Origin of the sequence: Ruegeria sp. SCP10 (genome assembly GCF_040329495.1) — a bacterium.
GTDB lineage: Bacteria > Pseudomonadota > Alphaproteobacteria > Rhodobacterales > Rhodobacteraceae > Ruegeria.
This window is the reverse complement of record NZ_JBDZYF010000001.1, coordinates 650,371-673,425: the sequence shown is the minus strand read 5'-3', so window position 1 is coordinate 673,425 and position 23,055 is coordinate 650,371. Positions and strand designations below refer to the sequence as shown.

Annotated in this window: 24 protein-coding genes; 14 read left to right on the top strand and 10 right to left on the bottom strand. The window is 56.3% G+C overall.

The genetic code is table 11. The annotated features are described in order from the left end of the window. Nucleotides 1-21: 21 nt before the first annotated feature. From ABLN87_RS03445 to ABLN87_RS03405, 9 genes are all read left to right on the top strand, one after another. Nucleotides 22-1,068, top strand: coding sequence for a sensor histidine kinase (locus ABLN87_RS03445; protein WP_170536724.1), 1,047 nt, complete (start codon nt 22-24; stop codon nt 1,066-1,068). A 202-nt stretch (nt 1,069-1,270) separates the two neighbouring features. Next, complete coding sequence (locus ABLN87_RS03440) at nt 1,271-2,311, top strand: substrate-binding domain-containing protein (protein ID WP_353007622.1); 1,041 nt, start codon at nt 1,271-1,273, stop codon at nt 2,309-2,311. 86 nt (nt 2,312-2,397) lie between these two features. Continuing rightward, entirely contained in the window at nt 2,398-3,870 is a 1,473-nt protein-coding gene (gene pstC / locus ABLN87_RS03435) for a phosphate ABC transporter permease subunit PstC (protein ID WP_353007620.1), read from the top strand. Next, nucleotides 3,867-5,198 carry a phosphate ABC transporter permease PstA gene (gene pstA, locus ABLN87_RS03430; RefSeq protein WP_353007618.1) on the top strand — a complete coding sequence of 444 codons (1,332 nt, stop codon included), beginning with the start codon at nt 3,867-3,869 and terminating at the stop codon, nt 5,196-5,198. The genes pstC and pstA overlap by 4 nt, the downstream gene beginning before the upstream one ends. A gap of 13 nt (nt 5,199-5,211) precedes the next feature. Further along, on the top strand, nt 5,212-6,009 hold the full coding sequence (gene pstB, locus ABLN87_RS03425) for a phosphate ABC transporter ATP-binding protein PstB (protein ID WP_353007616.1): 798 nt from the start codon (nt 5,212-5,214) through the stop codon (nt 6,007-6,009). A 25-nt stretch (nt 6,010-6,034) separates the two neighbouring features. Next, entirely contained in the window at nt 6,035-6,736 is a 702-nt protein-coding gene (gene phoU, locus ABLN87_RS03420) for a phosphate signaling complex protein PhoU (RefSeq protein WP_353008377.1), read from the top strand. A gap of 12 nt (nt 6,737-6,748) precedes the next feature. After that, nucleotides 6,749-7,438, top strand: a complete 690-nt coding sequence (gene phoB, locus ABLN87_RS03415) for a phosphate regulon transcriptional regulator PhoB (protein ID WP_170536733.1) — start codon at nt 6,749-6,751, stop codon at nt 7,436-7,438. A gap of 131 nt (nt 7,439-7,569) precedes the next feature. Next, nucleotides 7,570-8,799, top strand: coding sequence for an acyl-CoA dehydrogenase (locus ABLN87_RS03410; protein ID WP_353007614.1), 1,230 nt, complete (start codon nt 7,570-7,572; stop codon nt 8,797-8,799). A gap of 157 nt (nt 8,800-8,956) precedes the next feature. Further along, on the top strand, nt 8,957-9,724 hold the full coding sequence (locus ABLN87_RS03405; RefSeq protein ID WP_353007612.1) for an SDR family oxidoreductase: 768 nt from the start codon (nt 8,957-8,959) through the stop codon (nt 9,722-9,724). Here the strand turns inward: ABLN87_RS03405 and ABLN87_RS03400 are convergent. Both ABLN87_RS03400 and ABLN87_RS03395 read right to left on the bottom strand, forming a co-directional pair. Continuing rightward, a complete protein-coding gene (locus ABLN87_RS03400) occupies nt 9,721-10,584 on the bottom strand; it encodes an acyl-CoA thioesterase (protein WP_353007610.1) in 864 nt (287 codons plus the stop codon). The two genes, ABLN87_RS03405 and ABLN87_RS03400, sit on opposite strands and share 4 nt — an antisense overlap. A gap of 49 nt (nt 10,585-10,633) precedes the next feature. Then, nucleotides 10,634-11,866, bottom strand: coding sequence for a serine hydrolase domain-containing protein (locus ABLN87_RS03395; protein ID WP_353007608.1), 1,233 nt, complete (start codon nt 11,864-11,866; stop codon nt 10,634-10,636). Between the two features lie 167 nt (nt 11,867-12,033). Between ABLN87_RS03395 and ABLN87_RS03390 the strand changes: the two genes are divergently transcribed. Beyond that, nucleotides 12,034-12,639, top strand: coding sequence for a 2-hydroxychromene-2-carboxylate isomerase (locus ABLN87_RS03390; protein WP_353007606.1), 606 nt, complete (start codon nt 12,034-12,036; stop codon nt 12,637-12,639). 27 nt (nt 12,640-12,666) lie between these two features. Here ABLN87_RS03390 and ABLN87_RS03385 read toward each other — a convergent pair whose 3' ends face one another. Further along, nucleotides 12,667-13,695 carry a phosphotransferase family protein gene (locus ABLN87_RS03385; RefSeq protein ID WP_353007603.1) on the bottom strand — a complete coding sequence of 343 codons (1,029 nt, stop codon included), beginning with the start codon at nt 13,693-13,695 and terminating at the stop codon, nt 12,667-12,669. A gap of 13 nt (nt 13,696-13,708) precedes the next feature. After that, nucleotides 13,709-14,527, bottom strand: a complete 819-nt coding sequence (locus ABLN87_RS03380) for an SDR family NAD(P)-dependent oxidoreductase (RefSeq protein WP_353007601.1) — start codon at nt 14,525-14,527, stop codon at nt 13,709-13,711. Nucleotides 14,528-14,650: 123 nt separating this feature from the next. Between ABLN87_RS03380 and ABLN87_RS03375 the strand changes: the two genes are divergently transcribed. The 3 genes from ABLN87_RS03375 to ABLN87_RS03365 all read left to right on the top strand — a co-directional run bounded on the left by ABLN87_RS03375 (nt 14,651) and on the right by ABLN87_RS03365 (nt 16,977). Beyond that, complete coding sequence (locus ABLN87_RS03375; protein ID WP_353007598.1) at nt 14,651-15,652, top strand: NADPH:quinone oxidoreductase family protein; 1,002 nt, start codon at nt 14,651-14,653, stop codon at nt 15,650-15,652. 123 nt (nt 15,653-15,775) lie between these two features. After that, on the top strand, nt 15,776-16,225 hold the full coding sequence (gene aroQ, locus ABLN87_RS03370) for a type II 3-dehydroquinate dehydratase (protein ID WP_353007596.1): 450 nt from the start codon (nt 15,776-15,778) through the stop codon (nt 16,223-16,225). Then, entirely contained in the window at nt 16,222-16,977 is a 756-nt protein-coding gene (locus ABLN87_RS03365; protein WP_353007594.1) for a LuxR family transcriptional regulator, read from the top strand. The genes aroQ and ABLN87_RS03365 overlap by 4 nt, the downstream gene beginning before the upstream one ends. A gap of 338 nt (nt 16,978-17,315) precedes the next feature. Here ABLN87_RS03365 and tsf read toward each other — a convergent pair whose 3' ends face one another. The 5 genes from tsf to ABLN87_RS03340 all read right to left on the bottom strand — a co-directional run bounded on the left by tsf (nt 17,316) and on the right by ABLN87_RS03340 (nt 21,155). Further along, on the bottom strand, nt 17,316-18,191 hold the full coding sequence (gene tsf / locus ABLN87_RS03360; protein ID WP_353007591.1) for a translation elongation factor Ts: 876 nt from the start codon (nt 18,189-18,191) through the stop codon (nt 17,316-17,318). A gap of 76 nt (nt 18,192-18,267) precedes the next feature. After that, the gene (gene rpsB, locus ABLN87_RS03355) at nt 18,268-19,068 is read right to left on the bottom strand and encodes a 30S ribosomal protein S2 (protein WP_353007589.1); all 801 of its coding nucleotides are present in this window, start codon (nt 19,066-19,068) and stop codon (nt 18,268-18,270) included. 186 nt (nt 19,069-19,254) lie between these two features. Continuing rightward, on the bottom strand, nt 19,255-20,130 hold the full coding sequence (locus tag ABLN87_RS03350) for a lysophospholipid acyltransferase family protein (protein WP_353007586.1): 876 nt from the start codon (nt 20,128-20,130) through the stop codon (nt 19,255-19,257). Further along, complete coding sequence (locus ABLN87_RS03345; RefSeq protein WP_353007583.1) at nt 20,117-20,872, bottom strand: GNAT family N-acetyltransferase; 756 nt, start codon at nt 20,870-20,872, stop codon at nt 20,117-20,119. Before ABLN87_RS03345 ends, ABLN87_RS03350 begins: the two co-directional genes overlap by 14 nt. A gap of 100 nt (nt 20,873-20,972) precedes the next feature. After that, nucleotides 20,973-21,155, bottom strand: coding sequence for a DUF3553 domain-containing protein (locus tag ABLN87_RS03340; RefSeq protein WP_050602459.1), 183 nt, complete (start codon nt 21,153-21,155; stop codon nt 20,973-20,975). A gap of 43 nt (nt 21,156-21,198) precedes the next feature. Between ABLN87_RS03340 and ABLN87_RS03335 the strand changes: the two genes are divergently transcribed. Continuing rightward, nucleotides 21,199-21,795: a histidine phosphotransferase family protein gene (locus ABLN87_RS03335; RefSeq protein ID WP_353007580.1), complete on the top strand. Its 597-nt coding sequence runs from the start codon at nt 21,199-21,201 to the stop codon at nt 21,793-21,795. Here ABLN87_RS03335 and ABLN87_RS03330 read toward each other — a convergent pair. Beyond that, the gene (locus ABLN87_RS03330; RefSeq protein ID WP_353007577.1) at nt 21,792-23,054 is read right to left on the bottom strand and encodes a glutamate-5-semialdehyde dehydrogenase; all 1,263 of its coding nucleotides are present in this window, start codon (nt 23,052-23,054) and stop codon (nt 21,792-21,794) included. The genes ABLN87_RS03335 and ABLN87_RS03330 overlap by 4 nt on opposite strands. Nucleotide 23,055: the final 1 nt, after the last annotated feature.

Sequence of the window (23,055 nt, the reverse complement as noted above, 5' to 3'; positions counted from 1 at the left end):
AAGCGAACAAGGTTACAGGCGATGTCAGAGGATTTACTTGCGGAAATTGTATCGGCCATTCCGATGCCGGCGTTGATGGTTGATCAGACTGAACGTATCATTGCAGCCAATACCGATGCGCGCACGCTTTTGGGCCAGAACATGTTGGGCCGACATTTTGCAACGATTCTGCGTCAGCCGCAGGTGATCGACGCGATGGAACAAAGCCTGCGCAGCAAAGGCCCGCGCAAGACCCGGCACTTGTCGAACGATGGTGCGCAGGACACGACATTCGAGATGCAGTGCCGCTATATGAACGGGATCGGCGCGGTCTCCGGGGGGGCGGTTCTGGCCGTATTTCAGGATATAACCCATTTGGAGCAGGCCAGTCAGATGCGGCGTGATTTCGTCGCCAATGTCAGCCATGAATTGCGCACGCCATTGACCGCTTTGATGGGCTTTATCGAAACCCTACGCGGCCCGGCACGCGAGGATGCGGCGGCGCGGGATCGTTTTTTGCAGATCATGACCGACGAGGCGAACCGGATGAACCGTCTGGTTGGTGATCTGTTGTCGCTCAACCGTGTTGAAAGCGAAGAACGGGTGCGTCCGAAAGAACAGCTGGAGCTGAATGGCTTGCTGGAATCGACGCTGAATTCTTTGAAACCCTTGGCTGAAGATGCAGATGTTGTGCTGTCATTGACCGCGCCTGATGACCCGGTCTCGATCACCGGAGACAGCGATCAGTTGCGGCAAGTCTTCACCAATCTGGTCGAAAACGCGATCAAATACGGTGGCAGCGGCGGCAGCGTCGAGGTTCGTATCGCACCGTCCGAGCGGGACACGGCAGTGCGTGGTCCGGCTGTGCGGGTTCAGATCGTCGATAAAGGGCCGGGGATCGATTCGGTGCATCTGCCACGACTGACAGAGCGATTCTATCGCGCCGACAGCCATCGCTCGCGGCAACTGGGCGGCACAGGCCTGGGGCTGGCGATTGTGAAACACATCGTCAACCGCCATCGGGGGCGGTTGCGGGTCGAAAGCGATCTCGGCAAAGGATCGGTCTTCACCGTTATTCTACCAAGATAGAGCGGCGACCCTTAGTCATACATCTGTGTATGCGGTTGTTATGTGAACGATGCATGGCCGCTTTGCGTCTATAGCGCAGATTTAGCACCGACTGTCATACAACTGTTACAAACCTGTCACAAAAGGCTTACGCATCGCACTTAGACGTGCCCGCAGGATCATCATGGGGGTGATCAAATGTTCCTTTTTCAGGGAGACTGTAATGTCCTTTGTAAAACTGTCGGCTTCTGCGCTGGCGATCGCTGCTGTTTCGGCCACTGCTGCTGCTGCTCGTGACAACGTTCAGGTTGCCGGTTCTTCGACCGTTCTGCCTTACGCGTCGATCGTTGCTGAACTGTTTGGTGAAAACACCGACTTCCCAACACCTGTTGTTGAATCGGGCGGTTCTTCGGCTGGCCTCAAGCGCTTCTGTGAAGGCGTTGGCGAAAACACCATCGACGTCGCAAACGCGTCGCGTGCGATCCGCGAAAAAGAGATCAAAGCCTGTGCCGAAAACGGCGTGACCGACATCATGGAAGTTCGCATCGGTTATGACGGCATCGTCTTTGCAAGCCAGCAGTCTGGCCCCGCTTTCACCGCGTTCGAGCCTGCCGACATCTTCAACGCACTGGGCGCGAAGGTTCTGAAAGACGGCGCGATCGTTGACAACCCATACAACACTTGGGCCGAGTTCAACGGCGATCTGCCTGATGTTGAAATCGCAGGCTTCATCCCCGGCACCAAGCACGGCACACGTGAAGTGTTCGAAGAAAAAGTTCTGCTGATCGGCTGTGAAACAACTGGTGCCATGGAAGCGATGATCGCTGGCGGCATGAGCGAAGATGACGCAGAAGATGCCTGCTTGGCTGTTCGCACCGATGGCAAGTCTGTCGATATCGACGGCGACTACACCGAAACCCTGGCCCGTATCGACACCAACCCGAACGGTATCGGCATCTTTGGTCTGGCGTTCTACGAGAACAACACCGACAAGCTGAAAGTTGCGACCATGTCGGGTGTTGCACCGTCGACCGAGACCATCTCAACCGGTGAATACCCTGTGTCGCGCCCGCTGTTCTTCTACGTGAAGAAAGCCCATATCGGGGTCATTCCGGGCCTGAAAGAATATGCGCAGTTCTTTACAGCCGACGAAATCGCTGGCCCGTCCAGCCCGCTGGCGAACTACGGCCTGGTTGCGGACCCTGAGCTGGCAAAAACTCAGGACGCGATTGCCAACGAAGTCACCATGGGTTCGGGCAGCTAAGCGCGATCTGTGGATGAACAAACCGGGGCGGCGAATCTCGCCGTCCCTTTCTTTGACTTTGCCCAATCAGAAATTGTGGGGGTGTGATGCCGATAGTTTGGCTTACTCTGATCGTGTTTGTGATCGCTGTGCTCGGCTATATCCTTGGACGGTCCCGCGCCCTCCAGAGCGCAGGTGGCGACATAAGAGAATTGCATTCGCTGCCATCCTATTACGGCGCAAATGTACTTCTTAAGACGATTGTGCCAGCCTTTGGCATTCTGATCGTTTGGCTGCTGGTGCAGCCTATGTATGTGAATTCCCAGGTTTCTGGGATGATCCCTGAAACTGCCGTGAAAGAGGGATCTTCCCTTAGCTTGGTCATGGCCGAGGTGCGTCGTACCGCTGCTGGCCTACAAGCGGCTGTAGCGCAGGGAAACCTGAGCGAAGCCTCCGCCAGTAATCCCGCTGCTGACTTGGTTGCTGTGACGCAAAGTCTGAAAGATTCGGGTCAGGTGGTGACCTCCGATATCATCCAACCGGTTTTGAACGCCGCACAAAGCTATCGTGCACTGAATGCTGTCGGGTATGGCATAATGACTGTTGTCGTACTGATGGTGGCGGTGGTGGGGGCTGGGGCAGGTTGGTTGCAAACAAAGCCCGACTATCGCGCTCGCAACGTTGTTGAACAGGGCGTGCGATTTCTGCTTTTAGCTGCAGCCTCGATTGCCATTCTGACCACCGTAGGTATCGTTCTATCTCTGGTGTTCAATACGTGGGAGTTTTTCAAGCTCTACCCCGCGCCAGAGTTCTTTTTTGGCCTGACTTGGTCGCCCAGCTTTTCTGGCCGTGGCGGTTTGTCGGAACTGGGCATCATCCCGCTGCTGTGGGGCACGCTCTATATATCCATCGTCGCCCTGCTGGTGGCTGTGCCCATCGGCTTGTTCGCCGCAATTTACCTCAGCGAATATGCCTCGCCTGCGGTACGGTCGATTGCCAAACCTATGCTTGAGGTGCTGGCCGGAATTCCAACAATTGTATACGGTCTATTCGCTTTGCTGACGGTCGGTCCCTTGTTGCTGGACGTGTTCGGGGACAACGGGCTGGGCTGGATGAAAGCGGGCACCGCAGTGATGACAGCCGGTCTGGTCATGGGCATTATGCTGATCCCGTTTGTTTCTTCTTTGTCCGACGACATCATCAACGCAGTGCCACAGGCGATGCGCGATGGCTCCTATGGGTTGGGTGCTACACAGTCCGAATCCATCCGACAGGTGGTTTTGCCCGCTGCCTTGCCCGGCATCGTCGGCGCGATCCTCTTGGCCGCCTCGCGTGCCATTGGTGAGACCATGATCGTGGTTCTGGGGGCAGGGGCCGCCGCAAGGCTCAGCCTGAACCCCTTTGAGGCCATGACAACCGTGACCGCAAAGATCGTCAGCCAGCTGACAGGTGACGCAGACTTCGCCTCACCCGAGGCACTGGTTGCCTTTGCCCTAGGCATGACGCTGTTCATCGTCACGCTTGGGCTGAACGTCTTTGCCCTTTACATCGTGCGCAAGTACCGGGAGCAGTACGAATGACCGACGCAAGCATGCAAAACCCAGAAACGGGTCGCCACGCTGTTTCCTTGACTGCGTATGATGCGCGGACCCGCAAACGCGCCAAGGCGGAAAAGCGCTTCCGTGCCTATGGTATCGTCGCGATTGCGACCGGTCTGTTCTTCCTGATCGTCCTGTTCGCCTCAATCCTGTCCGAGGGTATTCCGGCCTTCACCCGGACCGTTGTCAGCGTAGAGTTCACTCTGACCCAACAAGAACAGGAAGAGGCCGAAGGCACGCTGTTCAAGACCAAAGCCTATTCTGACCTGTTCATCGCGGCCCTCAACAAAGAACTTGATGAAAGCGGCCTTCAGGTCGATTTCGACGAAGCCGCGATTGAGCGTCTGCTGGGTAAGGTTGGCGGAACCATCCGAACCTTCTATGCAAACAACCCGGACAAATTGGGTGAACCTATCGAATTTGATCTGGCCGCCTCCAGCCGCGTCGATGGCTACTACAAAGGCCGTGTATCGCGCGACACAATTCAGGACAGTCGCTTTTTGCAGAAAAGCGACCTGGATCTGGTGGATGCGCTGCAAGAGGCTGGCATCATCAAACAGGTCTTTAACTGGCCCTTCATCACCGGGGCAGACTCGGGCGTAGATAATCCCGGCGGTGCTGGGATTGGTGCCTCGGTCGTGGGCTCATTCTTTATGATGTTGGTTGTGCTGGGCCTGTCGCTGCCCATCGGTGTGGCCGCGTCGATCTATCTGGAAGAATTCGCGCCACAGAACAAATTTACGGACTTGATCGAGGTGAATATCTCGAACCTAGCCGCGGTTCCGTCGATCGTGTTTGGCATCCTTGGTTTGGCCGTCTTCATCCAGTTCATGCACCTGCCGCAATCGGCGCCTTTGGTCGGTGGTCTGGTGCTGACGCTGATGACTCTGCCCACCATCATCATCTCAACCCGTGCGTCGTTGAAGGCGGTTCCGCCGTCGATCCGCGATGCGGCGCTTGGGGTAGGGGCCTCGAAAATGCAGGCGGTGTTCCATCACGTTTTGCCATTGGCCGCGCCCGGTATCCTGACCGGCACCATCATCGGTCTGGCACAGGCGTTGGGTGAAACCGCACCCTTGCTGTTGATCGGCATGGTGGGCTTTGTCGCCCGTGGTTACCCCGATGGTTTCATCGCAGGGTTTACCGAGCCGAACTCGGCCATGCCCGCCCAGATCTACACCTGGGCCGCGCGCGCGGATGTCGGTTTCTACGAAAAAGCCTGGGGCGGGATCATCATCCTTTTGATTTTCCTGCTGACAATGAACATCATCGCAATCATTCTGCGCCGCCGCTTTGAACGCCGCTGGTAAGAAGGGCAGACCCATGAACGACATGTCACGAGTGGAGAGACAAGTGGATACCAATGAAATCAAGCTGGAGTGCCGGGACTGCCAGGTCTTTTACGGTGACACTCACGCCATCAAAGACGTGAATGTCGATATCGAAGACAAGACTGTCACAGCCTTCATCGGGCCGTCGGGCTGCGGTAAATCCACGTTCCTGCGCTGTCTGAATCGGATGAACGACACAATCGACATCGCGCGGGTGAAGGGCAGCTTTAAGCTGGATGGCGAAGATATTTATGACAAGCGCGTTGACCCTGTTCAGCTGCGTGCAAAGGTCGGCATGGTGTTCCAGAAACCGAACCCGTTTCCGAAATCGATCTACGACAACGTCGCTTACGGCCCGCGCATTCATGGATTGGCCAAGAACAAAGCTGAACTGGATGAAATCGTTGAGAAATCCCTTCGCCGCGGTGCAATTTGGGATGAGGTCAAGGATCGCTTGGATTCGCCCGGCACCGGTCTGTCAGGTGGGCAGCAGCAACGCCTGTGTATTGCCCGCGCCGTTGCAACAGAACCCGAAGTTCTGCTGATGGACGAGCCATGCTCGGCACTGGATCCGATCGCCACGGCCCAGGTCGAGGAATTGATTGACGAGCTGCGCGCGCAATATTCGGTGGTCATCGTTACCCACTCGATGCAGCAGGCCGCACGGGTAAGCCAGAAAACCGCCTTCTTCCATCTCGGCAATCTGGTCGAATTCGGCGAAACCGGAACGATCTTTACCAACCCCGTAGACCCGCGCACGGAAAGCTACATCACCGGCCGCATCGGCTGAGCACAGGTATTCAGATATGACCGAAATGAGCGAACAACATATTGCATCTGCCTTCGACCGCGACCTTGAGGCGATCCAGGCGCATATCATGAAGATGGGCGGGCTGGTTGAAGCGGCCATCATGAGCGCGGCCCGGTCCCTTGAATCCCGCGACGTGGAACTGGCGCAAGAGGTGCGCGAAGGGGATAAGGCCATCGATGCGCTGGAAGAGGTGATCGATGAAGAGACAGCGCGCCTGATTGCGCTGCGCGCGCCAACCGCCAGCGACCTTCGCCTTGTGCTGTCGGTTCTGAAAGTGTCGGGCAACCTTGAGCGGATTGGCGACTATGCCAAGAATATCGCCAAACGCACCACGGTTCTGGTCGATGCGGGCGAGATCAACGGCAGTGCTGCCGCATTGCGCCGCATGGCGCGCGAGGTTGAACTGATGCTGCGTGATGCGCTGGATGCTTATATTCAGCGCGATGCCGAACTTGCCACTGACGTCATCAATCGTGATGAGGAAGTCGATCAGATGTATAACGGCTTATTCCGCGAGTTTCTGACCTTCATGGCCGAGGACCCGCGCAACATCTCGGCCTGTATGCACCTGCATTTCATCGCCAAGAACATCGAACGCATGGGCGACCATGTCACTTCGATTGCCGAGCAGGTGGTGTATCTGGTTACGGGTGAGCGTCCGGCGGATGCCCGGCCCAAGGCCGATAACACGTCGCAAACCGTCTAGGAGACGCAGATCATGTCCGCAGATCAACCGACTGTCCTGGTTGTCGAGGATGAATTAGCCCAGCGGGAAGTGCTGGCCTATAATCTTGAGGCCGAAGGCTTTCGGGTCTCCAAAGCGGCCAGCGGCGACGAAGCATTGTTGCTGGTCGACGAAGATTGCCCTGATATCATCGTGCTGGATTGGATGATGCCCAATCTCAGCGGGATTGAGGTTTGCCGGCGTTTGAAAACGCGGCCCGATACCCGTTCGATCCCGATCATCATGCTGTCGGCGCGCTCGGAAGAGGTGGATAAGGTACGCGGGCTGGAAACAGGTGCGGATGACTATGTGGTCAAGCCATACTCGGTGGTCGAGCTGATGGCGCGTGTGCGCACCCAACTGCGCCGTGTACGTCCGGCAACGGTCGGGATTCTGTTGGAATTTGACGATATCATCCTGGACTCGGAAACGCACAAGGTCAGCCGCGACAGCAAACCGCTGAAACTGGGCCCGACCGAATTCCGCCTGCTAAGCACTTTCATGGAAAAGCCTGGTCGCGTCTGGAGCCGTGAGCAATTGCTGGATCGGGTCTGGGGACGCGATATCTATGTCGATACGCGCACCGTTGACGTGCATATCGGACGGCTTCGCAAAGCACTGACGCAGCATGGTGGCGAAGACCCGGTGCGCACCGTGCGTGGTGCCGGATACGCCTTGGGCTAAAGCCAGGGGCAGGGGGCGCGGGGTCGTTCACGCCGCTTTGTCTTTGATTGTCACAATGTGCCAAACTCCTGTTGTTGTTTGCGTCGGACCCGCGCTAGGGTTCGGCAAAATTGATCCAACGGAGAAGCACAATGAACGCGCCTCAGACGAAACCGACCTTGCGGGCAAAGGATGCCCCCGATTTGGGTAAATTTTCGTGGGAGGATCCGTTCCGCCTGACCGACCAGTTGCACGAAGACGAACGGATGATCACCGACAGCGCACGCGCTTATGCGCAGGAAAAGCTGCAACCGCGTGTGACCCAAGCCTATCAGAACGAAGAAACCGACCCCGAGATTTTCCGTGAAATGGGGGAAATGGGCCTGCTGGGCACAACCATTCCCGAAGAATATGGCGGTCTGGGTGGCAACTACGTCTCGTACGGATTGGTCGCGCGCGAGATTGAGCGGGTGGATTCCGGCTATCGTTCGATGATGTCGGTGCAAAGCTCTCTGGTCATGTATCCGATCTACGCCTACGGCAGCGAAGATCAGCGCCGGAAATACCTGCCGAAACTGGCCTCGGGCGAGTGGATTGGCTGCTTTGGCCTGACCGAACCGGATGCTGGGTCGGACCCGGCGGGTATGAAAACACGGGCTGAGAAGATCGATGGCGGCTACCGTTTGACCGGTAGCAAGATGTGGATATCAAACGCCCCGATTGCTGATGTGTTTGTCGTCTGGGCCAAATCTGATGCCCATGACGGTAAGATCCGGGGCTTTGTTCTGGACAAAGGCCTCAAAGGTCTCAGCGCGCCTAAGATTGAAAACAAACTGAGCCTGCGCGCATCCGTTACCGGTGAGATTGTGATGGACGGCGTCGAAGTGGGCCAGGGTGCCTTGCTGCCGCATGTTCAAGGCCTGAAAGGCCCGTTCGGCTGTTTGAACCGCGCGCGCTATGGCATCAGCTGGGGCGTCATGGGGGCTGCAGAAAGCTGCTGGCATGCGGCATTGCAATATGGTCTGGACCGCAAACAGTTTGACAAACCTCTGGCGCAAACTCAGCTGTTCCAGCGCAAACTGGCCGATATGCAGACCGAAATCGCTTTGGGGCTTCAGGCGAGTCTGCGTGTTGGGCGTTTGTTGGATCAGGCTGAGGCCGCGCCCGAGATGATTTCAATCGTCAAACGCAATAACTGCGGCAAAGCGCTCGACATTGCGCGCATGGCGCGTGACATGCATGGCGGCAACGGTATCTCGCTGGAGTTCCACGTGATCCGCCACATGGTCAATCTAGAGACTGTGAACACGTATGAGGGCACACATGATGTCCATGCGCTGATCCTTGGACGCGCGCAAACTGGGCTGCAGGCGTTCTACTGAAAACACCTGAAATCGGGCCACCATGCGCCTGGCAGGTGGCCCAGATGATTGAGATACAATTATCGCATAATTGATATTATGGTAAATATTGAGGATAGCGCGACGCCTGAAAACAACGACTTACCGTACCAACCTGAACTAACCTTGGAACCGTTAAATGGAACTGAATGAAAAAACAGTCGTCATCACGGGCGCTGCCGGTGGAATTGGCAAAGGTCTGGCGGAACGCTTCGCCCGCGATGGTGCCACGGTTGTCTGTTCAGATATCGACATTAAGGCCGCGCAAGAGTTGGCCACTCACATCGGTGGTCACGCCTATCCTTGTGATGTATCAAACGAAACCCAAATCAAGGCGTTGATCGACCATGTTGAAGCTGAGATCGCGCCGATCGATCTGTTTTGCGCCAATGCCGGAATACTGACGCTTGGCGGTTTGGATGTGCCAGATGAAGACTGGAACCGCATCTGGGACATAAACGTGATGTCTCATGTCTGGGCCGCACGCCATCTTGTGCCCAAAATGCTTGAGCGCGGCCAGGGTTACATTCTGATCACCGCATCTGCTGCTGGTTTACTGAACCAGCCAGGGGCCGCTCCGTATGGCGTCACAAAACACGCAGCTGTTGGATTTGCCGAATGGTTGTCGCTGACCTACGGCCACAAGGGCTTGCGTGTGTCTGCGGTATGTCCTCAAGCCGTTCGGTCCGAGATGACGCGCGGACACGAAACATCGGTCGCTTCCATAGATGGAATGCTCGAACCCGAGGACGTTGCAGACGCCTGCGTTGAGGCCATTCGGGCTGAGCAGTTTCTTGTTCTCCCGCACCCTCAGGTGCTAGACTATATGCGACACAAAACGGCAGATTACGATCGCTGGTTGGCCGGAATGCGCAAGCTAAATCAAGCCTTTGTGGAAGGTACTTAAGTCTTCGGTTTACGCATCAAACCTTCTTGAGCAACAGAAGCGACCAAAACTCCGTCCTGTGTGTAAATAGAGCCCCGGTTGAATGACCGGCCCTGCCCTGTCCACGGCGAATCCATCGCGTAAAGATGCCAATTGTCGAACTGCACTGGAGCATGGAACCATAGCGCGTGATCGAGGCTCGCGCCGTTGACCTGACCAGTAAACCAGCTGAGCCCGTGTGGACGCATGCCAGAACTCAGCAAGCTCATATCCGAGGCATATGCCAGCAACAGGTGCTGAGTGCGCGTGTCCGCAGTTTCCGCAGCCCCCATCCGGAACCAGATTTGATTGCGGTCGTCAGCAGCCACGGGGTTGAACGGATCAAGGTGATCCACCTCACGCACCTCGATGGGACGTTCACGCAGCAATTCACCGCGCAGTTTCTCGGGAACGCGCTCCAAATATTGATGGCGCAAATCGGACCGCGCGGGATAGCTTTCGGGCGCATCCAGATCCGGCATCGGATGTTGGTGCGTCCAGCCTTCATCCTGGACATGGAACGAAGCGGACATGTTCAATATCTGTTTTCCATGCTGAATTGCGACCACACGGCGGGTTGTGAAGGAACTTCCATCTCTCGCTCTATCCACCTGATATATAACGGGTATCGATGGATCGCCCGGGCGGATGAAGTAGGCGTGTAGCGAATGACATAACCGATCTTCGACTGTTCTATAGGCCGCGGCCAGTGCCTGTGCGATCACTTGGCCGCCGAAGATACGCGTTGGTGTTTCACCACCGGACCCCGTGCCCCGGAACAGATCAACTTCCAGACGTTCAACATCTAAAAGATCAAGAAGAATGCGTTCTGCTTCGGTCATATTCTGCTCTCTGAGTGTGACAGATATCCGCCTATCAGTCGCCTTCGGATCAATCAATCACCGCGCCTAGTACCAGCGCCTTTAACTCGGCCCGTGACGGATAAGAACTCGAGGGCGACGACTGAGTGAAAAAGATACCACTCAGATCGTTTTCTCGATCCAGCCAGAAATAGGTTGAGGCCATGCCGCCCCAACTGAAATCGCCAACCGAGCCGGGCACGCGCATCCTTCCAGGGTTCAGAACCACGGATCCACCGATGCCAAAGCCCATCCCCTCCATCGGTTGTTCGGCAAAACTGCTGGGACCCATTGATGCAATATCGCCGGGTAAGTGATTGCAAAGCATAAAGTCTACGGTTCTCGGGCACAGAAGCCTATGCCCGTTTGCTGACCCTCGATTGCGCAACATTCCGACGAATTTGGCATAATCATCGATGGTGCCGATCAATCCGCCCCCACCCGAGAAAGTCGAGGTGTTTTCAAAGGGGGACGACCCGGCCTCATCCACCATTCGCAGTGTTTCACCGCCCCTTTCGGCTGAGTTCAGCGCCATCGCATCACCCGATAAGGGAGAATAAAGCGACGCAAAGCGATCCCCTGCCCCTTTGGACACGGAAAAACCGGTTTCCCACATGCCCAGAGGCGCAAAGACCTGCCGGTCGAAATATTGATCCAACGGTTGGCCCGAGACAATTTCGATCACGCGACCCAGAACGTCGATGCCGACGGAATATTCCCAACGCGCACCGGGTTGAAACGCCAGCGGTAAGCGCGCCAGATCACGGACCCGATCTGCCAGAAGGCCCTGATTGGGTTTGAACAGCAAATCCTGCCTTTCCATAGCCTCAGGCAAAACGCCGGGATTGAACGAGTAGCTCAGACCGCTTGTATGCGTCAGCAGGTGATGCAGCGTCGGACTGGTTGCTGTTTCGGTTTGATCCAGTCGGGTGGCGCCAGGAACAAGGGCCTGTATATCATTAAATTCCGGTATAAATTCAGACAATGGCGCATCAAGGTGGATCAAACCCTGTTCGACCAGCATCATCAACCCGACCGAGGTAATGGGCTTGGTCATCGAATAAATCCGCGCCAGAGTATCGCGTTGGAATGGCACTTTATTTTCAATGCTGCGCTGACCACAGGCATGAAAAAACACCTCGGCGTCTTTGTGATGCAGCAGAAAGGCGCTGCCTGCGTATTTACGTTCGGTGACGTAACGCTCCATCCAACTGCGAATTCGGTTAAGTCGGTCTGGGTCAAAGCTGTGCACGGGGTGTGTCATGAAATCTGTCGCTTTGCTGAGTGAAACTGGTCAGTGATAAATCGAGAAAATTGGCCTTTGCTTTGCCCTGCCCATAAGCGATTGTTTCCACATAAAGACGGCCCTTGTCGCGGATTCGTTGTGTGCCTGTTCTAAAATCTGCTGACACCCCGGATTGGAGTATCAACATGGTGCAAACTATAGATTTCGTTTACGATTTCAGCAGCCCAAACGCGTTTCTTGCATACAAGATGCTGCCGGAACTTGCCAAAAAGCACAAGGCGAAGATCAACCCGATCCCGGTGCTGTTGTCCGGTGTTTTCAAGTCGACCAACAACCAGAGCCCGTTCAAGGCGTATTCCGAAAACCGTCAGAAAACGGCCTATCTGACACATGACCTGCATCGCTTTGCCCGGCGGCGCGGCGTGAGTTTCCACATGAGCCCGCACTTCCCGATCAATAGCAAATTCGTCATGCGCGGCGCATATTATGCATCGAGTAAATCATGGGAAAACAAATATATAGGTGCCGTTTTTGATGCAATCTGGGTGCATGGTCAAAAGGTAGAAGAACTGGGTGTGCTGACCGACATCCTGCGTGAGGCAGAACTGCCCGTTCGCAAAATCCGTGAGGCGATTGCCGCGCCTCAAACTAAGCAGATGTTGAAAGAGCAAACCAAGGCTATGGTCAGGCGCGGCGTCTTTGGCGTGCCCAGCATGTTTGCAGGGTCTGAGATGTTCTTTGGAAAGAACAGTCTGGGCAATCTGGATCTGGAACTCGCGCTACATAAGTGATCCAAAACAAAGCTCTATCGCGATATATTAATCTTGCTTAAGTGCAGCCAAGCCATGCTGTGCAAAAACGGGAACGTAGGCCCCGAATGCTTGGGCGCGTTTCGGATCTGAGGCGTTTCCGTCCAGCGCACGTTTATAGACACCCTGTAGGATTCCGGCCATTCGGAAGAAGTTGAACGCCAGGTAGAAGCCGAAGTTATTAATCCCCGGCAACCCCCGCCGTGCACAATACTGCGCGACAAAGTCCGCGTCGCTGGGCAAGCCGAGCTGATCGCGATCAATACCAGCCAAGCCGCGCCCCTCTTTGCCCGGTGGCATCTGCCATTGCATGATCACCGCGGCCAGATCGGCGTAAGGATGACCGATTGTGGACAGCTCCCAATCTAGAACGCCGATACAGTCCGTCCCATCTGCGGCAAACATCAGGTTGTCGATGCGGTAGTCTCCATGCACCAGCGTGCGTTGCCCATCATCGTCGGGGATCGCAGAGGTAAGCGCTTCGATAAGCGCGTTCATATCAGCAATATCGGAGGTTTCAGATGCGCGATACTGCTTGGTCCAGCGGGATATCTGACGCTCAAAGTAATTGCCGGTTGGCCCGTAGTCAGACAGGCCGACTGCGTCGATATCCACCATGTGAAGCTCGGCCAGAACGCGGTTCATTTCATCCAGAATGGCACTGCGAACTTCGTTGCTTTCCCCCTCCAGCGTGGGTTGCAGGAAGACCCGACCTTTAAGATGCTCCATGACATAAAAGGCTGAACCTATGACGGTTTCATCCTCGCACAGCGCCAGCATCTTGGGCACCGGAACCGGGCTGTCGGCCAAGGCGCTTTGCACGCGAAATTCGCGATCTACCGCATGGGCTGATTTAAGAAGCACCCCCGGGGGTTTGCGACGTAGTACATAGGATCGATCGGGTGTGAGCAGTTCATAGGTCGGGTTAGATTGCCCGATCGCAAATTTTCGGGCTTCGAGTGGGCCGCTATATCCCGTCAGATGCGCTGACAGATAGGCGTCGATAGCAGCCAGGTCCAAATCGGTGTTGGTTGTCATGTCCGATCCTCACCTAAAGGGCTTCGGCAAAGATATTCGGAGCGGTTACGACGTTAATACCGCCCGACACCGGAATGACTGCACCTGTTACGTATCCTCCGCCACGACCACAAAGGAACAGCATACAGCCTGCAATATCCTCATCCCGACCTACGCGCCCTAAAGGCACCGATTTTCCGACCTTTTCGCGCGTGCCCTCATCCGCGGTGGCAAAAGCTGTCATCTTAGACACAAAGGGCCCCGGGGCTAGGGCGTTTACGGTGACATGATAGGGCGACAGTTCTTTGGCCAGGATTTTGGTCAGATGCAGCACAGCTGCTTTCGAGGCGGCATAGCTGTAAGCACCATCACCCATTGGAACCTCACCCATCACCGAACCGACATTGATGACCCGCGCCGGGTCCTCGGCTGTTCCGGATTTCATCAGCAACGGCAGCAGTCTTTGCGTCAGCTCGAAGATGCCCGTCACGTTGACAGACATCACCTTATCCCAAGCCTCATAGGGGAATTGCCCCATCGGCGCACCCCAGCTGACACCAGAATTATTCATAAGGATATCAAGCGTCTCGGTCCGCGCGTTGATGTCAGAAACAAGCGCCTCGATCCCCTCTTTGCTGCCCAGGTCGCCCGCAAACCCTACCGCACTGCCCGGCGCCTCCAGCGCGTTGAGTTCTTCAGCGACCGCAGCGCACGCCTCACCCTTGCGTGAGGCGATCATCACATGGGCCCCGGCCCGCACCAGCGCCTCGGCAGCCATGCGGCCAATTCCAGTGGCCCCGCCTGTGACCAGCGCGGTTTTACCCTGAAGTGAAAAAAGGGTTTCGGGGGTCATGCGTGTCTCCTCACTTACACGTGGTGCCGGTTGCCGTGACGGGAACCAGAGGTGGCCGTTGACAATACATAACCCAGCCTCAAAAGTTTCCGATACCGGAATAACAGGGACAACAGGGTCAACATGCAAGCATTACTCAGCGTCGCCCCCGGTGGGCCAGAGACTTTGGAACTGACCACCCTGCCCGATCCATCGCCTGGCAAGGGCGAGCTGTTGATCGCTGTGAAAGCAGCCGGGGTGAATTTCCCGGACACGCTGATCATTCGTGACCTCTATCAGATGAAACCACCGCGCCCCTTCGCCCCCGGCGGTGAGATTGCCGGAGAAGTTCTGGCCATCGGCGAGGGCGTAACAGGGTTTGAACCGGGTGATCGGGTTCTGGCGCTGACGGGTCATGGCGGGTTTGCGACTCATCTGACGATCAAGGCCGCAACTGCCATCAAGTTCCCGGATGACATGCCCTATGAGGACGCGGCCTGTTTCATTTTCACCTATGGCACCTCATACCACGCGCTCAAGGACCGGGCATTGCTTCAAGCCGGTGAAACCATGTTGATCTTGGGGGCCGCAGGTGGTGTCGGCTCTGCCGCGATTGAGCTGGGCAAAGCCATGGGTGCGCGGGTGATCGCCGCCGTGTCATCAGAGGACAAGGCCGCATTTTGCAAACAGATTGGTGCGGATGAGACAATCGTTTATCCACGCGAGATGGATAGAGACGCCCAAAAGGCGTTCTCGGGCCAGATCAAAGCGCTGGCAGGTCCCAATGGCGTGGATGTTGTCTATGATGCCGTCGGCGGGCCGTTTTCTGAGCCCGCATTGCGCAGTATGGCGTGGAACGGGCGTTTTCTGGTGGTGGGTTTCCCTGCCGGCATCCCCAACCTTCCGCTGAACCTACCTCTGCTCAAAGGGTGCCAGATCGTTGGCGTCTTTTGGGGCGCGTCGGTGTTTCGAGATCCCCAGGGTCATGCACAGAATGTGGCAGAGCTATTTACGCTCTACGCAAAGAGTCAAATCAAACCCCGTATTAGCGCACAGTTCCCCCTGAATCAGGCTGCCGATGCGTTGAAGCTACTGGCGGATCGTTCTGTGTTGGGCAAACTGGTCATCACACCGGGCGCGACCTGAGGGTCACAGAACGGCGTGAAAGACGGTTCTGCAGCCAGCAGGGATTGTGTCACTGCGCAACAAAGCGCAGTAGACAACTCAGGCTAATCGTGGCTATGAACCAGTGATGGGGAATAAAAAGACATGACGAACATTCTGGTTTTGAATGGTCCGAACCTGAACCTGCTTGGCACCCGCCAGCCAGAGGTTTATGGCAGCACCACATTGCAGATGGTCGAGGATCTGTGCGTTGACCATGGCGCTAAGCTTGGTCTGACCGTAACCCATTTCCAGTCGAACCACGAAGGTGCCTTGATTGATGCCATTCACGCCGCGCGCGAGACACAGCATGGGCTGATCCTGAATGCGGGCGGCTATACGCATACATCCGTGGCGCTGATGGATGCGATCTCGTCCGTCGGGTTACCGCTGGTCGAAGTGCATCTGTCGAATATTCACGCCCGTGAAGCGTTTCGTCATAAGTCCTTTATCGCGCCAGTCGCACTGGGGCAAATCTGCGGATTTGGTGCGCAAAGCTACGTTCTGGCGCTAGACGCCATCGCGGCCCATCTTGGGTCAACGGGTGGCAGATGAAGCTAAACGAGTATCTGCACTTTGTGAGCTATGCCAAAACGCTGGAAGAGCTGTGGGACGCCCATTGCCGCCAGATGGCGCAGTTCGGCTTTGACCGGCTGATTTATGGTTATACGCAGTACCGGACCGAAACCTCGTTGGGCGATCCCGAAGACTTTGTGATCCTGTCCAACCATGATCCGGCCTACACGGATGGCTTTCTGCAACATGGGATGTATTTTCACGCCCCAATGCTCAAATGGGCGCTGGATAATGAAGGCGCGGCCAGTTGGCAAATGATCCAACAGATGATGTCTACAGGCCAGATGAGTGTTGAAGAGCAGAGAGTGATCGATTTCAATCGATCAATGGGCGTTGTGAACGGCTACACGGTCAGTTTCAACTCTGTTTCTTTGCGCTCAAAAGGCGCCATTTCGCTGTCAGCGCAGGATGGGCTTAGTCAGGATGAGGTTGACGCGATCTGGGCTGAGCACGGCGATGACATATTGCTCATGAACAATATGGCGCATCTGAAAATCCTGACCCTGCCCTACAACCCGCCCAATCGTGCACTAACAAAGCGGCAGCGCGAAGCGTTGGAATGGGTCGGCGATGGCAAGACTACGCAGGATATTGCGCTGTTGATGGGGCTGACCTCGGCAACCGTAGAAAAGCACCTGAGACTGGCGCGTGAATCCCTGTCGGTTGAGACCACAGCACAGGCCGTACTAAAGGCATCTCTGCACAATCAGATGTTCCTTATGGAAGCCTGAGCGCTGGGGTATTCATGACAGCTTACCCTAGGTAAGGAAAACATGACTTCCGAATTGGTACGTAAAATTGCAAATTGGTCTTGTTCCGTGAGTGGTGGCTTTAGCCAGGGAACACTTCGATCAGATCTTTGCAATATCAAAGCTCTCTGATCACTCTGACACAGGGGCGCCTATTTGTCCGCGTCGCTAGGTCGGAAATTTGGGGGGCCTCGACCATCCCCATCATGCGGGGCCCTCCAATCTATTCTCAGTTTGACGAAAACAAAAAAAACGGGCTGCGACCGCGCAACCCGTTTCGATGCTTTGAAAAGGCCCCAGACCGGGGCCTTTGAAAGGCCTTAGCCCTGAGCCGCCTTGGCGACTTCGGCTGCGAAGTCTTCTTTTTCGACCACAATGCCCTCGCCCACTTCCAGACGAATGAAGCCGGTGATGGTTGCACCTGCCTCTTTGGCCGCCGCTTCTACGGTCAGGTCAGGGTTCACAACGAACTGCTGGTTCAGCAGAGTCGATTCGGCGACGAATTTCTTCATACGGCCGATGATCATCTTTTCGATCACCTGCTCCGGCTTGCCGGATTCACGGGCGATGTCCATCTGAACCTGCTTTTCCTTCTCGACGATAGCCGGATCCATATCCGCCTCGGACAGGGCCGCCGGGTTCACAGCCGCGATGTGCATCGCAATCTGTTTGCCGATCGCCTCGTCACCACCGGTCAGAGCAACCAGAACGCCGATTTTACCCATGCCATTGGTGGCCGCGTTGTGGACGTAGGACACAACCGTGTCGCCCGACAGTTTGGCCATACGGCGAACCGACATGTTTTCGCCAATGGTGGCGATCTTGTCGGTTAGCGTGTCGGCAACGTTTTTGCCGCCCAGGTCAGCCGCCAGCAGCGCGTCAACATCGTCAACACCTTCTGCAGCAAATGCGATCTTGCCGACCATTTCCTGGAATTCAGCGTTTTTCGCAACGAAGTCGGTTTCCGAGTTCACTTCGACTGCAACGCCGGTGCCGCCGTTGACGTGAACAGCGACCAGACCTTCGGCTGCTGTACGGCCCGATTTCTTCGCCGCTTTGGCCAGACCTTTGGTGCGCAGCCAGTCAACAGCCTCGTCCATGTTGCCGCCGGTTTCGGTCAGCGCTTTTTTTGCGTCCATCATGCCTGCGCCAGTCGAGTCGCGCAGTTCTTTAACCATTGCTGCTGTGATTGCCATCTTTAGGCTCTCCTCAATTCAAACGGATTTGGGGCAGGTCTACCCTGCCCCATATGTCAGTAACGTGACGGGCAGCTTACGCTTCGGCTTTGGCTTCCGGCGCGGCTTCTTCCGCAGGCGCTTCTTCGGCAACGGCTTCTTCAACCGGTGCTTCTTCGAATGCACCCAGGTCAACGCCTGCTGCACCCATCTGAGCGGTCATACCGTCCAGAGCGGCACGTGCGGCCAGATCGCAGTACAGAGCGATGGCGCGCGCTGCGTCGTCGTTGCCAGGGATGATGTAATCCACACCATCGGGCGAGCAGTTGGTATCAACCACGGCCACAACCGGGATGCCCAGCTTGTTGGCTTCGGCGATGGCCAGTGCTTCTTTCTTGACATCGATGACGAACAGCAGATCGGGGACGCCACCCATCTCACGGATACCGCCCAGCGAAGCTTGCAGCTTGGCCTGGTCACGTTCCATGCCCAGACGCTCTTTCTTGGTCAGGCCTTCGGCGCCCGATTCCATCGCTTCGTCGATCTGGTTCAGACGGTTGATCGACTGCGAAACGGTTTTCCAGTTGGTCAGCGTGCCGCCCAGCCAGCGGTGGTTCATGTAGTACTGAGCCGACTTTTCAGCGGCTTCAGCGATTGGCTGAGCTGCCTGACGCTTGGTGCCAACGAACAGAACGCGGCCACCTTTTGCGACGGTATCACGAACGGCCTGCAGCGCCTGATCCAGCATCGGAACGGTCTGGGTCAGGTCCATGATGTGGATGCCATTGCGCGAGCCGTAGATGAACGGGCCCATGCGGGGATTCCAACGCTGTGTCTGGTGACCAAAGTGAACGCCAGCTTCCAGCAGCTGACGCATGGTGAACTCGGGAAGAGCCATGCTATTTTCCTTTTCCGGTTTACGCCTGGGCGGGGGTGAAAGAAGCGGATGCTCCAACCGGCGGGCCAGATAAGGATGTCTCCCTCAAAAAGCCCAAACCCCGCCTGCGGGTTTGAATGGCGCGCGTATACGGCAGGTTTCGTCACCCTTCAAGGTGAAAATCACCCTAAAATGTGATTTCGAACCTTATTTTGTGATAGTCACAGAACTTAATGATGCCCGCGCCAAACTGTGCGCGTGTCTGACCGCCTCTTCACAATGCGCAGCCAGCGCTTTGCGGTTTTCAAAGTCGCTGACCTTGGCGGGTGCGTGGTAAATCAACTCTACCGCCCCCTGCCTACGCGCGCCGAGTGTCTTGAGCAGATGTGGGCCAAATTCCATGTCTCCCCACCAGCCATAAAAGCGGGCTGGCTGTCCATCTGGCGCGTGAAACACGGCAGTGACCGGTTGCACATACATGAAATCACGTAATTCATCCGTAAAGAACGCGGCGAAAAGCGTTGTTTTAAATGGCAAAACCCGCAGCCCATCGGTCGAGGTGCCTTCTGGAAAAAACAACAGCTTATGTCCGGCTTTCAGCCGATCTTCGAAAATCTTGGTCTGTTCCTTTGCTTTTTGGGGGTTCCGCTCGATAAAGACGGTGCCCGTCGCGCGTGCCAGCCAGCCAATGCCGGGCCAGCGCGCCACTTCGGCTTTTGAGACAAAATAGATCCGCTTACGTGCATTGAGGGCAAAAATATCCAGCCACGAAGTATGGTTGGCCACAACAGCCCCACAATGCTGCATCAACTCACCCGATGTCGTGAACGCAATTCCAAGAATGCGAAAGGCGTTCCGACAAACGAATTGGGTGATGAATGGCGTGACCGGGCGGTGCAGACCACAAAGCGGCCGTTCAACAAGGCGCACCAGCACCAAGATGATCAGCCCGCCAAAGACCAGAACGGCCAAGGGCAAGCCGCGAAGCAGGACCAGAACCCAGCCAACCGGCCCCAACTCAATCGGGTCCGGGGCGTCTTCGCTGTTCCAAAGGGGATCGCTCACCGCGTTACGCTCCACCATAGATGCGCCTTTGGCGTTCGTTCATGCGCGCGGTGTCGAGGATCAGGCAAACATCCGTCGTATTAAAGTTGTGGTCGATAAAGGCCCCCTCGCCCACAAAACCGCCTAAACGCAGATAGGCTTTGATCAGTGCAGGCACCTGTACCATCGCGGTACGGCGATCCAGATTTTGAGGCGCGACAAGATTCATGGATTGGAACACATCTGACTGCGCCCGCACGCGCAGATCAGGCGGGGCAAGGTGGTTGTGATGCAGCATCGCCAAGGGCTGGGCCAAGGCGGCCACATCCGTGCCGTGAAAGCTGGCCACACCAAACAGAACTTCGATCTGCCGCTCGGCCACATAGCCGGCCAGCCCGTTCCAAAGATGATACATCGCCGAGCCGCCTCGATAGTCCTTGTGCAAGCAGGATCGACCCAGCTCCAACAGCCGGCGTCCGCTGTTTTTGAGCACGCTCAGGTCATATTCATCCTCGGAATAAAACTGCCCGATATCTGCTGCACGTTCCCCAGGCAACATCCTGTAAACGCCGATGATTTCCCCGGTGCCGTCGTCATAAGCCAGCATATGATCGAAGTACGGATCGAACCTGTCTTTCTCGAGCCCTGCTTCGTGATCCACCAGGTCACCACCACCGCCCAGTTCACTCACAAAGACGTCATAGCGCAGCCGTTGTGCGGCGCACAGCTCGGCCTCGGTCTCGGCGAGTTTTACAGTGAATGTCGGGCCAGTATCCGGCATAAGGTGATCCGTTCTCGTTTAGGGGCTGATACCGCAGTCTTTCGACCAGGCGCAACTGTTGCGCCTTTGGTCAGGGTTGTTAACCTTTCCTAAACCAGTTTCACGGATCAAAGACGGGCATCAAGGCGATGCGCGTTCCGTCGATTACCACTTTCCCCTGCTCGCGGAAGTTTACGGTGATCTTGCCTGCGATGTTGGACTGTACCTGTCCGACACCCCATTCGGGGAAATCCGGGTGGCGAACAAACATGCCCGGTGCAAGAATAGCATTCATGTCTGTCATGCGGGTCCCTTGTATCCTGCGGCAGATACAGCAGGAGGTACGCATGGGCGCATCAGACGTCAACCTGGCCGAACTGATCGGATCGAGGATCTGTCACGATCTGATCAGCCCGATCGGGGCAATCAACAACGGGTTGGAACTGCTCGAGATGGTGGGCGCGGTTCAAGGCCCCGAGATGGAATTGATCTCGGGCAGCGTCGGAAGCGCTGGTGCGCGCATCCGGTTTTTTCGCGTGGCCTTTGGTGCGGCCAGCGATCAGCCCTTGGGCAAGACCGAAATAGCAGAGCTGCTGAACGATATCGAGCGCGCCGGGCGCGTTCGGGTAAGGTGGAACCTGACTGAACCTATACCGCGCAAACAGGTCAAGCTGGCCTTTCTGGCACTGATGTGCTGCGAAAGCGCGATGCCCTTGGGGGGGGAGGTTGAAGTCTCGACCAATGGCTCAGGCTGTCAGGTCGTCGGAACTGCTGATAAACTGAATGTTGACAGTGACTTATGGAAAAGCGTGTCCACAGGACGCATCTCGGGCAATATCACGCCTGCACAGGTGCAATTTGCTCTTTTGCCAGAATCGGCAGCAACGATGGGACGGCGGGTCGCGGTCGAAACCAGTTCAACCCGCGTTGCGTTGAGGTTTTAGCTCCGGATCGTGCCGTTGCCGCGCACCAGATACTGAAAACTGGTCAGCTGCGCCGCGCCGACCGGGCCACGCGCATGCATCTTGCCGGTTGCGATCCCAATCTCCGCACCCATCCCAAACTCACCACCATCGGCAAACTGGGTCGAGACATTGTGCATCAGGATCGCGCTGTCGAGCCGCTCAAAGAAACGCGATGCCGCCTGATCATCCTCGGTCATGATGCAGTCAGTATGGTTCGAGCCATACTGTTGGATATGCGCGATGGCGGCATCAATATCGGCCACCGGTTTGGCTGCAATGATGCTGTCCAGAAACTCTTTGCCCCAATCATCGGCTGTCGCCTGGAGCGTTCCATCAACGGCCAACGCGCCCTCGGCATGAACTTCGACGCCTGCAGCGATTAGAGCGGCGATCAGATCACGACCCAGAGTTTCGGCAATATCCTGATGGATCAGAAGGCATTCCGCCGCACCGCAGATACCTGTGCGTCGGGTTTTGGCGTTCAATACCACCTCAAGCGTCTTCTGCGGATCAGCGGCTTTGTCGACATAGATGTGAACAATGCCCTCAAGATGCGCGAAGACAGGTACACGCGCCTCACGCTGCACTAACCCAACCAGCCCTTTGCCACCGCGAGGTACGATAACGTCGACATAGTCGGTCATGGTCAGCAATTCCTGAACCGCAGCACGATCACGGGTCGGCACGAGTTGAATTGCATCTTCCGGCAGGTTTGCCGCTTTCAGACCTTCGATCAGGCATGCATGGATGGCAGTCGACGAATGGAATCCTTCAGAACCGCCGCGCAAAATCACCGCATTGCCGGATTTCAGGCAAAGCGCGCCCGCATCGGCGGTCACGTTCGGGCGGCTTTCATAGATCACCCCGATCACACCCAGGGGCGTCCGAACCCGCTGAATATGCAGGCCAGAAGGCATATCCCATTCGGTCATCACCTCACCCACAGGGTCCGTCTGTTCAGCAACGGTGCGCAGCCCATCGACCATGCCCTGAATGCGGGTCTCGTCCAACATCAGGCGGTCCATCATTGCAGGGCTCAGGCCCTTGTTGCGACCGAACTCCAGGTCTTTTTTGTTGGCTTCGATGATCTCGGCACGGTTCTTCCAAACCGCATCGGCGGCGGCGATCAGGGCTGCATGTTTGCGTTCGGCACTGGCAAAGGCGAGCTCACGCGCTGCATCTTTGGCGCGCTTTCCAATGTCGGCCATCAGGGCGGGAATATTGTCGAGGTCTTTCATC

Excerpts from the sequence above, each read along its gene's own strand:
- phoB (WP_170536733.1), top strand. The coding sequence starts at position 6,749 with ATGTCCGCAGATCAACCGACTGTCCTGGTTGTCGAGGATGAATTAGCC.
- ABLN87_RS03440 (WP_353007622.1), top strand. The coding sequence starts at position 1,271 with ATGTCCTTTGTAAAACTGTCGGCTTCTGCGCTGGCGATCGCTGCTGTT.
- rpsB (WP_353007589.1), bottom strand. The coding sequence starts at position 19,068 with ATGGCTCTTCCCGAGTTCACCATGCGTCAGCTGCTGGAAGCTGGCGTT.
- ABLN87_RS03445 (WP_170536724.1), top strand. The coding sequence starts at position 22 with ATGTCAGAGGATTTACTTGCGGAAATTGTATCGGCCATTCCGATGCCG.
- ABLN87_RS03390 (WP_353007606.1), top strand. The coding sequence starts at position 12,034 with ATGGTGCAAACTATAGATTTCGTTTACGATTTCAGCAGCCCAAACGCG.
- pstB (WP_353007616.1), top strand. The coding sequence starts at position 5,212 with ATGAACGACATGTCACGAGTGGAGAGACAAGTGGATACCAATGAAATC.
- ABLN87_RS03410 (WP_353007614.1), top strand. The coding sequence starts at position 7,570 with ATGAACGCGCCTCAGACGAAACCGACCTTGCGGGCAAAGGATGCCCCC.
- ABLN87_RS03330 (WP_353007577.1), bottom strand. The coding sequence starts at position 23,054 with ATGAAAGACCTCGACAATATTCCCGCCCTGATGGCCGACATTGGAAAG.
- ABLN87_RS03400 (WP_353007610.1), bottom strand. The coding sequence starts at position 10,584 with ATGACCGAAGCAGAACGCATTCTTCTTGATCTTTTAGATGTTGAACGT.
- ABLN87_RS03375 (WP_353007598.1), top strand. The coding sequence starts at position 14,651 with ATGCAAGCATTACTCAGCGTCGCCCCCGGTGGGCCAGAGACTTTGGAA.
- pstA (WP_353007618.1), top strand. The coding sequence starts at position 3,867 with ATGACCGACGCAAGCATGCAAAACCCAGAAACGGGTCGCCACGCTGTT.
- ABLN87_RS03340 (WP_050602459.1), bottom strand. The coding sequence starts at position 21,155 with ATGACAGACATGAATGCTATTCTTGCACCGGGCATGTTTGTTCGCCAC.
- pstC (WP_353007620.1), top strand. The coding sequence starts at position 2,398 with ATGCCGATAGTTTGGCTTACTCTGATCGTGTTTGTGATCGCTGTGCTC.
- ABLN87_RS03365 (WP_353007594.1), top strand. The coding sequence starts at position 16,222 with ATGAAGCTAAACGAGTATCTGCACTTTGTGAGCTATGCCAAAACGCTG.
- ABLN87_RS03395 (WP_353007608.1), bottom strand. The coding sequence starts at position 11,866 with ATGACACACCCCGTGCACAGCTTTGACCCAGACCGACTTAACCGAATT.
- phoU (WP_353008377.1), top strand. The coding sequence starts at position 6,035 with ATGAGCGAACAACATATTGCATCTGCCTTCGACCGCGACCTTGAGGCG.
- tsf (WP_353007591.1), bottom strand. The coding sequence starts at position 18,191 with ATGGCAATCACAGCAGCAATGGTTAAAGAACTGCGCGACTCGACTGGC.
- ABLN87_RS03385 (WP_353007603.1), bottom strand. The coding sequence starts at position 13,695 with ATGACAACCAACACCGATTTGGACCTGGCTGCTATCGACGCCTATCTG.
- ABLN87_RS03345 (WP_353007583.1), bottom strand. The coding sequence starts at position 20,872 with ATGCCGGATACTGGCCCGACATTCACTGTAAAACTCGCCGAGACCGAG.
- ABLN87_RS03335 (WP_353007580.1), top strand. The coding sequence starts at position 21,199 with ATGGGCGCATCAGACGTCAACCTGGCCGAACTGATCGGATCGAGGATC.
- aroQ (WP_353007596.1), top strand. The coding sequence starts at position 15,776 with ATGACGAACATTCTGGTTTTGAATGGTCCGAACCTGAACCTGCTTGGC.
- ABLN87_RS03405 (WP_353007612.1), top strand. The coding sequence starts at position 8,957 with ATGGAACTGAATGAAAAAACAGTCGTCATCACGGGCGCTGCCGGTGGA.
- ABLN87_RS03350 (WP_353007586.1), bottom strand. The coding sequence starts at position 20,130 with ATGGTGGAGCGTAACGCGGTGAGCGATCCCCTTTGGAACAGCGAAGAC.
- ABLN87_RS03380 (WP_353007601.1), bottom strand. The coding sequence starts at position 14,527 with ATGACCCCCGAAACCCTTTTTTCACTTCAGGGTAAAACCGCGCTGGTC.